Source organism: Providencia sp. PROV061, assembly GCF_011045655.1.
GTDB classification, from domain to species: domain Bacteria; phylum Pseudomonadota; class Gammaproteobacteria; order Enterobacterales; family Enterobacteriaceae; genus Providencia; species Providencia hangzhouensis.
In genome coordinates, this window is record NZ_CP042861.1 from 1259077 (window position 1) to 1275675 (window position 16599).

Genomic DNA, 16599 nt, shown 5'->3' on the forward strand with positions numbered 1-16599 from the left:
ATTAATGAGTATGAAAGGTCAGGAAACTCGTGGTTTCCAATCAGAAGTTAAACAACTCCTCCAATTAATGATCCACTCTCTTTATTCAAATAAAGAGATTTTCTTACGTGAATTGATCTCCAACGCATCAGATGCGGCGGATAAACTGCGTTTTCGTGCATTATCTAAACCAGAACTGTATGAAAACGATGGTGACCTGCGCGTGCGTATTAGTACCGATAAAGACAAAGGTACATTGACCATCAGTGATAACGGTATCGGTATGAGCCGCGAAGAGGTGATTGAAAACCTTGGAACTATCGCGAAGTCAGGCACAAAAGCATTCTTAGAGTCATTAGGTAGTGACCAAGTCAAAGATAGCCAAATGATTGGTCAATTTGGTGTGGGCTTCTATTCTGCATTTATTGTGGCTGATAAAGTGACTGTACGTAGCCGCGCAGCTGGTGCCCCTGCCGATGAAGGTGTGTTCTGGGAATCTGCTGGTGAAGGTGAATACACCATCGCTGATATTGAAAAAGCGGAGCGCGGCACCGAAATCACTTTGCATTTGCGCGATGATGAAAAGGAATATCTGGATAACTGGCGCTTACGTTCAGTGATTAGCAAATATTCTGACCATATTGCTTTACCAGTTGAAATCGAAGAAAAAAATGAAGAAGACGGTACGGTAACTTGGGAAAAAATTAACCAAGCGAAAGCATTGTGGACTCGTAGCAAATCTGAAATTTCAGACGAAGAATACGCTGAATTCTATAAACATATTTCCCATGACTACGCAGACCCACTAACATGGTCACATAACCGTGTAGAAGGTAAGCAAGAGTATACGAGCTTGCTGTATGTGCCGTCTAAAGCGCCATTTGACCTATGGAATCGTGACCAACAGCACGGCTTGAAACTCTATGTTCAACGCGTATTTATTATGGATGACGCAGAACAGTTTATGCCTAATTACCTGCGTTTTATTCGTGGTGTGTTGGATTCCAATGATTTACCACTGAACGTGTCTCGTGAAATACTGCAAGACAGCGCATTAACTCGTAGTTTACGCAGCGCATTAACGAAACGTGTTCTGCAAATGCTTGAGAAACTGGCTAAATCTGACACAGAAAAATACCAAACCTTCTGGCAACAATTTGGCTTGGTGATGAAAGAAGGCCCTGCGGAAGATATGGCAAATAGTGAAACTATTGCTAAACTTCTGCGTTTTGCAACAACTCATACCGATAGCAGCGTACAGAATGTTTCTTTAGAAGATTATGTAAGCCGCATGGTTGAAGGCCAAGATAAAATCTATTATATCACTGCAGATAGCTATGCGGCGGCGAAAGGCAGCCCACACCTTGAGCTATTCCGTAAAAAAGGTATTGAAGTCCTACTGTTATCTGACCGTATTGACGAATGGATGATGAACTATCTGTCTGAATTCGACGGTAAACAGTTCCAATCCGTGAGCAAAGCAGACGAGTCATTAGATAAGCTAGCGGATGAAAACAAAGCGGAACAAGAGGAAGCGGATAAACAATTAGAGCCATTTGTTGAACGCGTTAAATCATTCCTTGGTGAGCGTGTTAAAGAAGTTAAACTCACACATCGCTTAACGGATACGCCTGCCATTGTTACGACAGATGCGGATGAAATGAGTACACAAATGGCAAAACTGTTTGCAGCAGCAGGGCAAGCCGCGCCAGAAGTAAAATATAACTTCGAATTGAACCCAACACATCCATTGGTGAAAAAAGCCGCAGAAGTGTCAGATGAATCTGTGTTTGCTGATTGGGTAGATGTATTGTTGGATCAAGCATTATTAGCAGAACGTGGTACATTGGAAGATCCAAACCTATTTATACGTAAAATCAATGAATTACTTCTAAAGTAATTTAATTTGATATTTTCGATATTGAGCATAAACCGCGCTTTTGCTTGTGCTTTAGCGTGGTTTTTTTCTTTTGCGAAAAAAGATAAATGCGAAATCGTTTACGTGTGTTCTTGAGTAAAGCCGTATGCTAATGGTATGGTAGCTTGTTTTCTTTTCAAATTATAAAAATCTAAATAGCAAGGGGTTTACGCAATGCGTATCATTCTGCTTGGCGCTCCAGGCGCTGGTAAGGGCACTCAAGCTCAATTTATTATGGAAAAGTTTGGGATCCCTCAAATTTCAACAGGTGACATGTTACGTGCAGCTGTTAAATCAGGGAGCGAACTCGGCTTACAAGCTAAAGAGCTGATGGATAACGGTAAATTAGTTACTGATGAATTAGTTATCGCATTAGTTAAAGAGCGCATCAAACAAGATGACTGCCGCAATGGCTTCTTGTTGGATGGGTTCCCTCGTACAATCCCACAAGCGGACGCGATGAAAGAAGCGGGTATCACTGTTGATAACGTACTGGAATTTGATGTACCAGACGATATCATTGTTGAGCGTATCATTGGTCGTCGTGTACATGCGCCATCAGGCCGTGTTTACCACATCAACTTCAACCCACCAAAGGTTGAAGGCAAAGACGATGTAACAGGTGAAGAATTAACCATCCGTAAAGATGACCAAGAAGACACCGTGCGTAAGCGTCTGGTTGAATATCATGCATTAACTGCACCTTTAATTGCGTATTACCAAAATGAAGCTAAACAAGGTAATACCAAGTACTTCAAATTAGACGGTACTCGTAAAGTGGCAGAAGTTAGTGAAGAACTAGCAAAAATTTTAGGTTAATATTTGTACTTGCCATGCTTTGTGTTGCAGTAATCGTAACTGCAATTCGAATTATTTTAAGTATAAGGTATTATATGGAGGCAGCGATGATCGCTGCCTTTGTTTTTTATACCACTTGGTGACAAAAATCGTTAATTAACTGTGCTAAAGTTGGGAATAATTATCAATTAGGAGTTGTTTCATGTCAGAAAAAAAATACGGCATTTTGTTAGCTAACCTAGGAACCCCTGATGCCCCAACGACCTCAGCAGTGAAACGCTATTTAGCCGAATTTCTTAGCGATAAACGCGTTATAGATGTCCCCCGCTTGATTTGGAAGCCGATTTTACATGGGGCGATTTTACCTCTTCGTTCTTCTAAAGTAGCGAAGTTATACCAATCTATTTGGTTAGACGGGGGATCGCCATTACTGGTTTATTCTTTACGTCAAAAACAAAAATTAGCTGAGCTATTGCCTAATATTGCCGTAGAGATAGGCATGAGCTATGGTTCGCCTTCAATCAAAAGTGCGGTGGATAGCTTGCTAGACCAAGGCGTGACCGATTTAGTGGTTCTTCCACTGTATCCACAGTATTCTTGCACAACAACGGCTGCGGTTTATGATGCATTAACCAGAGCGTTTGAAAGTAGACGTACCATTCCAAGCGTGCAATTCATTCGTAGTTATGCGACACACCCTGCTTATATTCAAGCTTTAGTGGCTTCGATAGAAGAAAGCTTTGCTCTGCATGGTGAACCCGATAGGCTTATATTGTCGTTCCACGGTATTCCACAGCGTTATTGTGATACAGGTGATATCTACCAGCAGGAATGTGAAAAAACGGCAGAGGCGCTCCGTGAAGCGTTAAATTACCCAAGTGATAAAGTCATGCTGACCTATCAGTCACGCTTTGGACGTGAGCCTTGGCTGATGCCATATATGGATAAAACCATGCATGAATTACCCTCCCAAGGCGTAAAGTCGGTTCAGGTCATTTGTCCTGGTTTTTCAGTTGATTGCTTAGAAACATTAGAAGAAATTAGCGAGCAAAATAAAGAGTTTTTTATGAGTAGTGGTGGTAACAAATATAATTATATACCGGCATTAAATGATAATCCGAATAGCATTCATATGATTAATTCAATAATTCAAGATGTTCTAAAGTAATCAATTCAGTAAATTAATGCAGAAAAGTTTGCTTATCGATATATCAATAAGCTGATTATAGACTATAATCACTTATCTGAAATTATAAATGATTGAATAAATGTTATGTCTTTTGGAATTAATATGAGCAATAAGCAGCAGCCACCACAAGGTAATATAGAGCAGAAGTCACCTTCTGCTCATCAATTTCAAATACAGCAAAACGATGAAATTGATTTAATGGCCTTGTTTTCCATTTTGTTAAAACATAAATTTTTGATTCTTATATTTACGGTTGTTTGTATTGTGGTGAGTGTTGGTGTTGTAAAACTATTACCTCAAAAATGGAGCAGTACTGCTATTGTTATTCCTCCTGCATCTGAAGAGCTCAAAGAAGTTAACGCATTTAAAGCTCAACTGGATGTATTAGATATTCCTATTGACTTAAGTGCTCAACGTATTTTTAATTCATTTGTTGACCAGTATCGTTCGAAAGTTAATCAAGAAAGTTATATAAGAAGTACTGATTATTACCATAATCTGGCAGAGAAAATTGACCCGAAAGATGATGTTATTGCTCAACAAAGGCTAGTAAATTCAATCATTTCTAATGATATTAAAATTCAAGATCTCTCAAAAGAGAAAAACAGTACTTCAAATGATATTGTTTTGAGCTTTACTGCACCTTTGCCAACGGAAGCCCAAGATTTACTTGAAGGTTATATTCGCTATAGCGCATCGAAAGTAAGGCAACAGTTAAAAGTTGAAATCGACAATATGATTTCAGAGAAACTTATTTATGCCAGTGAGTCACTAAAACGCGAAGTTAGCAAAATTCAAACTGAATACGATGTTAAGGTTGAAAGGCTTAAACGAGCCGTTGATATTGCAAAAGCAGCTGGAATTGAAAAGCCGATAGCCAGCGATTCTGTTGCTATCAATGATGACCCTGATTACCCTATTGCGTTAGGAACTGAAGCTTTAGAGAAAAAATTACTGATTGAAACCCAAAATCGTGATTTGGCATTGATGAGCGAAAATTTACAGAACCGTAAAATTTACCTTGATAATTTACAAGAAGTAACCGCTAAAGAATTAGATTTTACACCCGTTAAGTTTATTTTAACGCCAGACTTACCGTTGCATAAAGATTCACCAAAATCATCGTTAATTGTTGCATTAAGCGCAATACTCGGTTTAATTTTGAGCTGTGCATTTGTGTTAAGTCGGGAGCTTTATCGCGATTATAAATATCAAAATCAATAAAATAACTTCCAAATGACAAACAATGGGGCCAGTGTCTTCTTTGCAGGTGCTGGCTTTATTTTATCGTGCTAGAATAGGGTGATGTTCCATTGTTAATCTTCTAATTATGAAATTCCCCGGTCAACGCAAGTCAAAACACTATTTTCCTGTTAGTCTCAGAGATCCTTTATTACAGCCTTTAAAAGAAACATTGGCGGATGATGAGAATTGTAAGTCCTATATTGTTGGTATCGACCAAACATTAGTCGATATTGAAGCGAAAGTGGATGACGACTTCATTCAGCGCTATCAATTGAGTAAGGGGCATTCGCTGGTTATTGAAGACGATGTCGCCGAAGCTTTGTATAAAGAACTTACAGATAATGCCTTGATTACTCATGAGTTTGCAGGTGGAACGATTGGCAATACGCTGCACAATTATTCGGTTTTAGCCGATGACAGGTCAGTTTTATTGGGCACAATGTGCAATAGCATCCAAATTGGTAGCTATGCGTATCGCTATTTGTGTCACACCTCAAGTCGCATGGATTTGAATTTTCTACAAGGTGTGGATGGCCCTATCGGGCGCTGTTTTACCTTGATCACTGAAAATGGCGAGCGAACGTTTGCTATCAGCCCTGGCCATATGAATCGCTTGCACCCAAATAGCATTCCCGAGGACATTATTGCTGGGGCTTCTGCGTTGGTATTAACGGCTTATTTAGTCCGCTGTAAACCCGGAGAAACCATGCCTGATGCGACTATGCAGGCTATTGCATATGCGAAAAAGCACAATGTCCCCGTCGTGTTAACGCTCGGAACTAAATTTGTTATTGCTCAAGACCCTCAGTTTTGGCGTGATTTTTTAGCGGAGCATATTTCAGTAGTTGCAATGAATGAAGACGAAGCGCAGGAACTGACAGGGCTGAGTGACCCATTACTTGCCTCTAATATGGCATTAGACTGGGTAGATTTAGTTTTATGTACGGCGGGCCCATCAGGCCTGTATATGGCAGGCTACACCGAAGACGCCTATAAACGTACGACGCAACATCCACTATTACCGGGGGCAATTGCAGAATTTAACTTGTACGAGTTTAGCCGAGCAATGCGCCAGCAAGATTGCCAAGTTCCATTACGAATTTTCTCTCATATCGAGCCTTATATGGGGGGACCTGAGCAAATAATGAACACAAATGGGGCGGGAGACGGGGCTTTATCGGCATTACTTCACGATATTACCGCCAATTCTTACCACCGTTCTAATGTGCCTAATTCCAGTAAACATGAGCGCCAATACTTAACGTATTCTTCTTTAGCTCAAGTATGTAAATATGCTAATCGTGTAAGTTATCAAGTATTAACTCAGCATTCGCCTCGTTTGACTCGTGGCTTACCTGAAAAAGAAGATAGCTTAGAAGAGTCTTATTGGGAACGTTAAAGCGAAATAATTCTCATTTTAATTAATGATATCGATTTTAAGGCACTTCAATATAATTGTTATTGAGGTGCCTTTCTTTTTGAACAATTATTTTGATGAGTTGTTGTCACTAAATTTTATTAATTAAGGTAATTATTTACCTTCAAATTATGTATCTATAAATAATGTAATGGTTAATGATGACTAATATAGATAACCATATAGTGAGTACAATATTAATAATTGATGAGAGTTTGAGTTAATTTCAGACTAATAAATAAAAGCTGTATGCTACTTTATGAGTATTCATATTTGGCATACAGCTAATTATCTTTAAATATATAAGTATGGTTAATGCTAATTAATGTTGTTTAGCAACAGCGAGTTCACTTTCTTCTTTAACTATTTCGGCTGCTTTTGCATCTTCAGCTTCATAACGCATCGCCTGCGGTACTGAGATTTTAATCGCAATAAATACCGCTAAGAAGCCGCCTACCAACTTACCAAGTAAAATAGGTAAAACGAGAGTGGGTTGGAAGTTAGCGGTGAAAGCAAGATGGTCACCGATGGTTGCCTGTGCACAAACACCGAATGCGACACATAATACTTTATCCCTCGCACGCATTTCTTTGAATAAGTGATAAGTAGCAATAATGTTTGCCATAACCATAATAAATCCTAAAGAACCCGTATCGCTCAGCTTTAAACGGTTACTTAATGCACGTACTAAAGGCTTACAGTAGCGTTGGAACAGATAGCAAATTGGGAATGTCCCCGCTAACATAATACCGATATAGCCTGCAATTTCGATGGCGCGGAATAGCTCATTTTGGTCAGCAAATAGTGGGTCGAAGCCCCATGCGCCGAAAACTTTAGTGAATACACCAGTAAAGTGTTCAACAATGGAAAACGCTAAGACTAATTTGACGAATGCATCCATGATTTTACCGAAAATCAGGAAGCCGGTTACCATTAACATCGGGCGATATTTTAGCCCAGCAGCCAATAAGAAACAGAATACAAACAGCGGCATCAAGTATTGCAACATGGTAAAGAAATCTAAGGTTAATTGATGTGCTGCCGGTGAGTTCGTGGAAATAATATCCCTGACAGGAATATTATTGAATGTAATCAACAGAAGCGAAGCGAGTACGCCAAATGGTATTGAGATCAACCCAGCCATTGCACCAAGCGCAAGATACTTATGATCTTTGCGATTTAACATTGTTAACCCTACAGGGATCAGGTAAACAATGGTGGCACCCGAGGTATAACCGATCAGCATTGCCGTGATCCACATATCTCGATTAGTTGTCAAAGCATCAGCTAGCTGGTAACCGCCCATATCAACCGCAATAATCGATAAAGCCGCAATGGAGACGTCTGATCCGACTGAGGAAAAGACGGGGCCAAGAATGTAAGAGATTAACTGTGAGAGCAGCGGCACTGCGGCCATGATCCCCGCTTGAGCAAGAAATACAGGGCCGATAGAAAAGATCCCGTTAACAAACTCTTTCCCAAGTTCACTGGTTGGTTTCACTATGGATGCGACTGCGCCAATGATGGCTCCGCACATGATCAAATAAATAATATAATTTCCGAATTCAGCCATGGTAGGGTTTCCTTTTATTATTTTAGTGTCTTAATTGGCGAGAACGGGCAATGATGTCGCGATATTGTTCCATCACACCTTGCATATTCGTTCCATCAGGATGTGTCACAGTAGCGTTGCGTCTTACCGCCATTTCGTGAGTGATCCCTATGCCTTTGCGAGCCAATAAGGCAGCGCCTAGTGCGGTTACTTCACGGTTTGCTGGTGCTTCAATGTCTTTTTGTAATAAATTAGCTAAAAATTGCTTAAAATATTGATTTGAAGAAAGCCCTCCATCGACTGAGATTGATTGGCCTAGCGGTGAAATTTTTTCCATTGCAAAAATAACTTCAGCGGAGCGTGCTGCTATACCTTCCAAGACAGACTGCATCATGTCTTTTTTGTCAGTATCTAATGAAAGCCCAGCCCAGAGACCTGCGGCACTGCGATCCCAGTATGGGCACCCTAAACCAGATAACGCTGGGACAAAGGCAAGACCACGTTTAATGGCGGATTCAGCCCTGAAATCACCCAGTTCATCGAATGAGTCAAACAAACCGATTTTGCGAGCCCAATTAATGGCAGATGCTGCGTTGTATACGCCACCATCTAAGCCAAAGACAGGGGGTTGGTTGGGAAACTTCCAACAGAGTGTCGGTAATAAACCACTGTTATGAGTTTGTGGAATATCGGTGCCAGTAAGTGCTTGCAAGAACGCGCCTGTACCGAAGGTGATTTTGGCATCGCCTTTTTCACGACAACCATGGCCGAATGTGCCAGCAAATTGGTCAACAATAATGGCGGTGACTGGGGTGAGGTGCCCATCAAGATTTATTGCGCCAAAGTCACCAATATTGTCTTTAATAGGCGGCAAGCAATGGATGGGAACACCAAAAATGTCACATAGCTCTTGGTCCCACTCCAAGGTATGAATATTGAGTAATGAAGTTCGGGACGCTGAGTTATAGTCGGTGACAAATACGCCACATAAGCGGTCGAGGAAGAATGCATCCATCGTACCAATACGTAATTTATTTTTATCCGCTAATGTTTTCGCACCGACGACATTTTCAATAATCCAACCCATTTTGCTGGCGGAAAAATAAGGGTCTAGCGGTAAGCCTGACTTAGACTGTACCAGCGGCTCTAACCCTGCTTCCTTGAGCATTGAGATGGTTTTTTCTGTCCGTAAGTCTTGCCAAACAATAGCATTGTATAAAGGGCGCTTGCTGTCCGCATCCCACGCCACAATACTTTCGCCTTGGTGACAAAGCCCAATAGCATCAACCACTTCACAGCTATGTAAGCATTTAATGATATTGGCCAGTATTTCCTCTGGGTCATGTTCAACCCAACCACTATTCAATGTGATTTGTTTATGAGGAATGCTCATAGGGGAGTGATAATGGCCGCCTTCTTCAAAGACAACGACCCGGGTTCCCGTTGTTCCCTGATCGATAGCCGCATAACGTTGATTGAGCATCACAGTATTCCCAGTGTTATAAATGTTGTAAATAGGTCTGTTTTTTTGCTTACTATCGTTTAATCGGAAATAAAATCCACAAAAAACTCACAGTAAGTTTCACTAATGTGACAAAAATCACAATAAAGTAACAATGTGAGTAATTTTTTGGTTGCTGTTGTGCTTTGTGTTGTTTTAATTATTGTGATTGTGGGAATTATGTGGTTTTATGTGTGCAAGTTTTAAGTTAAGGATCTCAGCCATGGATATTAATAATAAAAAAATTTGGGATGTCATTGTCATCGGCGGTGGTGTCATTGGCTGTGCTGTGACACGTAAATTCACACTGATGGGTGCCAACACGTTGTTACTTGAACGTGGAGGTGACATCCTTTCGGGAGCAAGTAAGGCAAATAGTGCGCTATTACACACAGGTTTTGACGCCACACCAGGGAGTCTAGAACTTGAGTGCATGCAAGAGGGGTATCGTGAATTCATTGAAATCAGAGAAAAAATGAATTTACCTCTTCTTGAAACAGGGGCATTAGTGGTTGCATGGAATGATGAGCAGCTCAGTAAATTGCCCGCGATAGTAGAGCAAGCACACACTAACAATGTATTAGATGTGGCAATTATTGATAAAGAAGAACTCTATCGCAGAGAACCTCATCTAGCACCGGGAGCACTCGCGGCTGTTTCTGTGCCAGGTGAAGCGGTTATTGACCCATGGAGTACACCACTTTCGTATTTAACCCAAGCGGTGAAACATGGGGCTGAATACCGTTTTCATTGTGAGGTAAGCGGTGGAGCACTCAATGATGGAATATGGCGATTAACCACATCAAAAGGTGAGTTTTCTGCCCGTTTAGTCATTAATTGTGCGGGAATTAATGGCGACATTGTTGAATCAATTTGCCACCCATCACCGTTCCAAATAAAGCCACGTAAAGGGCAGTTTCTCGTCTATGATAAAGCCGCAGCGGCGGATATCAATGCAATTATCCTACCTGTACCGACCGCTATCACAAAAGGCGTATTGTTATCAAAAACTATCTTCGGCAACCTTTTGCTTGGTCCAACAGCGGAAGAACAAGATGACCGCTGGAAAGCTGAGGTAAAACAGGAAGTCCTTGAGGACTTAATTGCCCAAGGTTCACGTATGCTACCTTCATTGCATAATTACAGTGTGACCGCAACCTATGCGGGGTTACGTCCTGCTACAGAAGAAAAATATTACCGCATTAATGATTACCCTGAAAAGCAGTGGATATGTGCGGGGGGAATTCGTTCAACAGGCTTAACTTCAGCTTTAGGGGTGGCTAGCTATCTTGGTAAATTGTATCAAGAAAACTTCACACCACTTTTTGAATTGTCACCGCCAGAAGCGCTAATTTGGCCAACCATGCCAATGATTTCTGAATATCACCAACGGGATTACCAATGCAAAAGCAATGGCGGTATTGTTTGCCATTGTGAATTAGTAACTCAGCGGGAGATTGAAGCCGCATTTGATTCGGATATTCCTCCTGAGTGTTTAGGCGCTTTACGCCGCAGAACACGAGTGATGATGGGGCGCTGTAATGGGTTTTATTGTAGTAGTCAGGTGGCTGAAATCATTAATGGTCGCTTTGACCACACACTGGCAGTGGAGGCCGTAAAATGAGTTTAAATTATGATGTGATTATCATTGGCTCTGGCCCTACTGGTGTTGCGGCAGCGCAGGCGTTACGCCATCGTGGTGTTCAAAATATCGCTATTATTGAACGTGAAGCACAGGCGGGAGGTGTTCCGCGTCACTGCCAGCACCCTACATTTGGCATATTAGCCTTTAAACGGCCGATGAAAGGCAATCAATTTGCAGAAAAAATTGTCAATCAACTGGGAAACACGCCAATTTTCACCCGTAGTACCGTGACTGCGTTACAACCTAATGGAAAATTAACCGTTTCAACGCCAGAAGGCCTTGTTGAAATGCAAGCTAAACGAGTATTGATAGCGACGGGGGTAAGAGAGACACCTCGACACCCGCGCTTAGTTTCAGGTTTGCGCCCTCAAGGGGTATTAACAGCCGGGGCATTACAGCAATTTGTTTATTTAAACGGTAAGAAGCCTTGCCGTAATCCAGTGATTGTAGGCAGTGAATTAGTGAGTTTTTCTGCGCTATGGACACTAAAAAACGCCGGTGTTAAAGCCCAAGCGATGATTGAAAGTGGCGAGCGGATTTTAGCGTTTAAACCCGCGACGTTATTTGCCAAAGTGATGGGAACCCCCATTCATCTAAACAGTAAAATTACTGAAATTGGTGGCTTAGATCGTGTGGAATATGTGGTTGTTGAAACTAACGGTAAAAGCCACAAAATTATGTGTGATTCGGTCATTTTTACGGGGCAATTTGTCGGTGAAAACACGTTAATCCGTAAAAGCCATTTGGAGTTTGATGCGGCGACAGGAAAACCGGTAACAGACCAATATGGGCGTTGTTCAGATGCCAGTTACTATGCTGCTGGTAATATGTTGCATCCAGCCGATATGGGCGACCAATGCTATCAAGAAGGATTGGTGACAGGAGAGCGGATTGCTGACGATTTATTAGCGAATCATCATCAGCAGCAATTAAAAGTGGCCCAATGTATTCCTGTGCAGTATGACCCGAAAATTTGTTTTAGTGTTCCAGCATGTATAGATATTGATGATTTATCGGTGCGACAGATTGATTTTAATATCAAAGTTACACAACCAGTAAGCGGAACCATCCGTGTTATGGCAGGGAATACTCTGTTATATGAAAAACGGCATCGCTGCTTACCAACCCGACGTATTTTACTGAAAAACATTGATTTAACAAAAATACAACGGGGAGCTACTGAAATTAGCATCACTGTTGTATAGTGCTGGAAAGTTAAATGGTTAAGAAGGATTAAACTATGTGTGAGGGACGTTCCTCAAAAGTACGTCATCAAACCATCATTGAGTTACTTTCTACTCAAGGGCAGGTTTACGTACAGGAGCTTGCTAAACATTTTAATGTTGCGCAAGAAACTATCCGTCGTGACCTTAGTAAACTTGAAACACAAAAGTTACTAAAAAAAGTCCATGGTGGAGCCGTAAACATTCAGTCAAAATTTGAACGTAATTTTACGGAAAGAGCCCAAGCCGCGGTTGATGAGAAAAAAGCGATTGCAGCGAAAGCCGCGGAGCTGATTAAACCCGGAGACACATTGTTTATCGATTTTGGCACGACGACCTTTGAATTTAGCCAAAGAATCAAGTTGATTGATAATTTAACGGTTATTACGAATTCGCCTTTATTGGCAAATACGTTACAAGAAAACGTAACTATCGAAACAATTTTGATTGGTGGGCAATTTAACGCCGCACAAAACGCATGCTTAGGTGCTATTGCGCTAAAAAATATTGCTGAGTTTTTTGCAGATTACGCAGTGATTGGGGCAGGGGCGATACATGCATTGCATGGTGTGATGGATCAGCACGTCGATGAAGCCGCAATTGCGCAAAAGATGATGGAAAACAGCGATAAATTAATGGTGTTAGCGGATGGCACAAAGGCTAATAAGCATGCGATTAATTTTGTGACGAGTTGGGACAATATTGATTATTTGGTGACAACCAGCAAAGAATTTAAATTACCTGAAAATAAAAAACATCCTAAAACGAAAATTATTGTTGCGGATGTTGAATAAGCTTTAATTTTTATCATTTAATTATAAACACTCCCTATGAAATATATTTAATTATTTCTCATAGGGTTACTTTACCCAAAATTTGATTAACGCCAATACTAGGAATGATTATGAGCCTCTATTTTATTGCTTGCCCTTATTCAGACCCCGATAGCAGTGTCGTAGAAATGCGCTTTGCTGAATGTACTAAATTTGCAGCAGAACTTGCGCTTAAAGGTATCGCTACTTATAGCCAAATCACGATGACCCATCCAATTAACCAATACTTGGCCTCACAGGGGCAAAAAGTCGCATGGTCTTCTATTGATATGGAATTTCTAAAGCGCTGTGATGGTTTAATTGTGCTGACATTGCCAGGCTGGGAAAAGAGCGGTGGTGTTGCAGCGGAAATTCAGTTTTTTAAAGACCAAGGGTTGCCGGTTTGGACAGGGGATGAGTTCAAAGTACAAATGGCAGAATAACGCTTATTTATAGTTTCTTGATGATCCATGACGTTTTATCGTCATGGATTTTTCATGGAATACAAATTAATAGTACTGGTACTGGTATTTAAACGTCTCAATTAAAGGGGTTGGCTGGCTACTATGTGAATTGGTTACTGTTTCAGTTAAGCAATTACCATATTTATCAGTTTCGAGACATTCAATGGTGGTAGTTATTTCATCAGTATCAATTTTAATTGCCCGTGTTTCTTTCTGAAAAAAGCCATCAGAGTCATAAGTAAATTGGCGAGTATCACGCCCTGAATTGCCATGAATAGCGGCTAACCTACCTTGGTCATCATAGGAATATTGGTAAAACACCTCTGTCCCTTCAAAAAAACCTTTTGTCGAATCTATTTTGTCATTTTTATACTTAGCTGTGACAGTATAGGCTTTGCCTGCTTGGTCTTGAGTTCTGATTTCTGATATTTTGCCTGATGGGTCTTGTTCAAAAGTGAACTTGCTTTCCATATTCTGCACGGGTTGGTCGAATGAAATCAGGTTCACCATTGTATAAACTGGTTTTTTCTGGATTGTTCTTTTCAGTGATGAGAAGAGCTCTCCATTTAAAAACCATTTTGATTCACTTTGATAGCTTTCCAGTTCACCACAAGGTAAAAATATCATTTCAATTGTTTTAGTGTCTAACGATGAGCCTTTAGGAACCGAGTTATAGTTTATAGATTTAATTGTTTTGACAGGGCCATAAACGATTTTTTGTATCATCAAATGCAAGTTGTCACGATGCATATTCCGTTGTTCATCACTACAGTTTTCAGCTGCATAAGCAGATGAAGCAAGCAAGGTTAATAGGGGAAATAAGAACGTTTTTTTCATTCGGTAAGTTCCTAGGTGATTTATATTTACGGAATACTACCTAATAGATGAGTAAAAAGTTTGCGTAAAAAAGCCGTAACCCAAAGGCTACGGCTTTAAAGATAGGGCGGTGTTTAGTGGCTAGGTTTTAGATATTCATCTAAGTTTTTGCCTTCAACTTTTTTATTGTCATTATCAATAAAATCATCGATTGAACAACCGAACTCTTCCACATCATTGCACATGAGAGTCGCCATGGATTTAGCAATCTCATGTTCACCAATAATGATATGGTCTGCTCCACGTTCTTTGATAAAGCTGACTTCATCATCATAATGGGCACGAACAATCACAGTGACATCTGGGTTCATTTCTTTTGCGGTTGCGACAATTTCACCAGCTTCATAACCATTAGGGATTGTTAAAAGCAATGTTTTGGCACATTCAATACGCGCAAGGCTAATGATATCTTTATTTGCGCCATTACCTAAAATTGCACTAAAGCCATTTTCAGCAAGTTCTTCAAACCGAGCGCGGGTATCTTCAACAACAACAACCGGAATTTCCCTTCTACGCAGTTTGTCTGCAAGCATACCACCTACTCGACCATAACCGACAATGATTGCGTGGCCGCAGATATCGACAGGAACTTGGGTTTCTTCTTCCAGAGTCTCTTCCAGCAGTTGTTCTTCGATTGTCTCGGTTTTCTCAAGGTACTTATCTAATAAGCTAAATAACACAGGATTTAGCATAATCGAGACAATTGCACCTGCTAACACTAGGTTTTGTGCATCTTTATCCATGACGCCTAGGGTTAAACCCATACCGGCTAAGATAAAGGCAAACTCACCAATTTGTGCAAGACTAACAGAAATGGTTAATGCAGTTCGTCGTGAATGACCAAACATCCTAACAAGTACTAAGGCGGCTGCGGATTTACCAATAATGATAATGGCGAGAACGGCTAAAATCCCTAGCGGTTGCTCAATTAATACCACTGGGTCGAACAGCATCCCAACTGAGACAAAGAACAGGACGGCAAAGGCATCGCGTAATGGCAGCGTGTCTTGTGCAGCACGGTGGCTGAGCTCAGACTCATTTAATACCATCCCTGCGAAGAACGCACCGAGGGCAAATGAGGCATCGAAAATAGCCACAGCGGCATAGGCAATACCCAATGCAAGTGCTAGTACGGCAAGAGTAAACAGTTCACGAGAACCTGTTGATGCGGTACGTGATAAAATCCATGGGATAACTTTACGCCCCACGACAATCATAATAAATATGAATAGAACAACTTTACCTATTGTCCATGCAAGGCCTAACGTGAGTTCACTGAAGCTAGCGTCATCGGTGTTCATGATAGCCGCAGCAGCAGGCAGAAGAACAAGTGTTAAGACCATGGCGAGGTCTTCAACAATCAGCCAGCCTATAGCAATTTGCCCACGCTGACTTTCAATCAGTTGGCGTTCTTCTAAAGCACGTAGTAATACGACGGTACTGGCGGTTGATAAACACAGGCCGAATACAACACCTGTAAATATTCCCCAGCCAAATAACATGGACAGGCCAAGACCCAGTAAGGTTGCCACTGCGATTTGTGCAATGGCTCCAGGAATGGCGATAGCTTTAACAGCAAGTAAATCTTTTAATGAAAAATGTAGGCCTACCCCAAACATCAGTAAGATAACACCGATTTCAGCAAGTTCAGGCGCCAATGCTGCATCAGCAACAAAGCCGGGGGTAAATGGGCCTGCGAGAACACCGGCCGCAAGATAGCCAACTAAAGGGGAAATTTTTAATCGCTGCGCGATCATACCTAACAAATATGCAAGGGCGAGACCACCAACAATGGTTGTGATTAAGGGCGTTGAATGCTCCATTTAGTCTCCTCTGGTGAATATAAAAATAGAAAGGTGGGTACATGCCGTTGACTTTTAAAATGAGGCCTTCATTTTAAAATGCAAATTGCATGTTTTTATATTCTAACTTTTTTTGAGATAAATTTCCTTAAAAAAATGAAATGTTTTTAAAAAAAAG

At 41.0% G+C, this 16599-nt stretch carries 13 protein-coding genes; 9 read left to right on the forward strand and 4 right to left on the reverse strand.

Annotation, left to right across the window (positions count from 1 at the left end):
- Window positions 1–10 precede the first annotated feature (10 nt).
- From htpG to FVA72_RS05610, 5 genes are all read left to right on the forward strand, one after another.
- Complete coding sequence (gene htpG, locus FVA72_RS05590; RefSeq protein ID WP_165119777.1) at window positions 11–1879, forward strand: molecular chaperone HtpG; 1869 nt, start codon at window positions 11–13, stop codon at window positions 1877–1879.
- Between the two features lie 192 nt (window positions 1880–2071).
- Complete coding sequence (gene adk, locus FVA72_RS05595) at window positions 2072–2716, forward strand: adenylate kinase (RefSeq protein ID WP_004260386.1); 645 nt, start codon at window positions 2072–2074, stop codon at window positions 2714–2716.
- A gap of 181 nt (window positions 2717–2897) precedes the next feature.
- Window positions 2898–3863 carry a ferrochelatase gene (hemH, locus tag FVA72_RS05600; RefSeq protein ID WP_094960967.1) on the forward strand — a complete coding sequence of 322 codons (966 nt, stop codon included), beginning with the start codon at window positions 2898–2900 and terminating at the stop codon, window positions 3861–3863.
- Between the two features lie 123 nt (window positions 3864–3986).
- Window positions 3987–5108 carry an LPS O-antigen length regulator Wzz(fepE) gene (gene wzz(fepE) / locus FVA72_RS05605; RefSeq protein ID WP_036958286.1) on the forward strand — a complete coding sequence of 374 codons (1122 nt, stop codon included), beginning with the start codon at window positions 3987–3989 and terminating at the stop codon, window positions 5106–5108.
- Window positions 5109–5214: 106 nt separating this feature from the next.
- A complete protein-coding gene (locus FVA72_RS05610; RefSeq protein WP_110592246.1) occupies window positions 5215–6528 on the forward strand; it encodes an inosine/guanosine kinase in 1314 nt (437 codons plus the stop codon).
- Window positions 6529–6868: 340 nt separating this feature from the next.
- On the opposite strand, the gene eutH is transcribed toward FVA72_RS05610, so the two are convergent.
- Together eutH and FVA72_RS05620 are read right to left on the reverse strand one after the other, a co-directional pair.
- Window positions 6869–8119, reverse strand: coding sequence for an ethanolamine utilization protein EutH (eutH, locus tag FVA72_RS05615; protein WP_004260372.1), 1251 nt, complete (start codon window positions 8117–8119; stop codon window positions 6869–6871).
- 22 nt (window positions 8120–8141) lie between these two features.
- Window positions 8142–9581, reverse strand: coding sequence for an FGGY family carbohydrate kinase (locus FVA72_RS05620; RefSeq protein WP_004260369.1), 1440 nt, complete (start codon window positions 9579–9581; stop codon window positions 8142–8144).
- Between the two features lie 241 nt (window positions 9582–9822).
- Between FVA72_RS05620 and FVA72_RS05625 the strand changes: the two genes are divergently transcribed.
- The 4 genes from FVA72_RS05625 (at window position 9823) to FVA72_RS05640 (ending at window position 13722) form a co-directional block, all read left to right on the forward strand.
- A complete protein-coding gene (locus FVA72_RS05625; RefSeq protein WP_004260367.1) occupies window positions 9823–11223 on the forward strand; it encodes an NAD(P)/FAD-dependent oxidoreductase in 1401 nt (466 codons plus the stop codon).
- The gene (locus tag FVA72_RS05630) at window positions 11220–12449 is read left to right on the forward strand and encodes an NAD(P)/FAD-dependent oxidoreductase (protein WP_110592245.1); all 1230 of its coding nucleotides are present in this window, start codon (window positions 11220–11222) and stop codon (window positions 12447–12449) included. The genes FVA72_RS05625 and FVA72_RS05630 overlap by 4 nt, the downstream gene beginning before the upstream one ends.
- 35 nt (window positions 12450–12484) lie before the next feature.
- Window positions 12485–13261, forward strand: a complete 777-nt coding sequence (locus tag FVA72_RS05635) for a DeoR/GlpR family DNA-binding transcription regulator (RefSeq protein ID WP_004260363.1) — start codon at window positions 12485–12487, stop codon at window positions 13259–13261.
- A 110-nt stretch (window positions 13262–13371) separates the two neighbouring features.
- On the forward strand, window positions 13372–13722 hold the full coding sequence (locus FVA72_RS05640; protein ID WP_036958284.1) for a DUF1937 family protein: 351 nt from the start codon (window positions 13372–13374) through the stop codon (window positions 13720–13722).
- Between the two features lie 66 nt (window positions 13723–13788).
- On the opposite strand, the gene FVA72_RS05645 is transcribed toward FVA72_RS05640, so the two are convergent.
- Window positions 13789–14580, reverse strand: coding sequence for an RHS repeat domain-containing protein (locus FVA72_RS05645; protein WP_110592244.1), 792 nt, complete (start codon window positions 14578–14580; stop codon window positions 13789–13791).
- A 113-nt stretch (window positions 14581–14693) separates the two neighbouring features.
- The gene (gene ybaL / locus FVA72_RS05650) at window positions 14694–16442 is read right to left on the reverse strand and encodes a YbaL family putative K(+) efflux transporter (RefSeq protein WP_094960970.1); all 1749 of its coding nucleotides are present in this window, start codon (window positions 16440–16442) and stop codon (window positions 14694–14696) included.
- Between the last annotated feature and the right edge of the window lie 157 nt (window positions 16443–16599).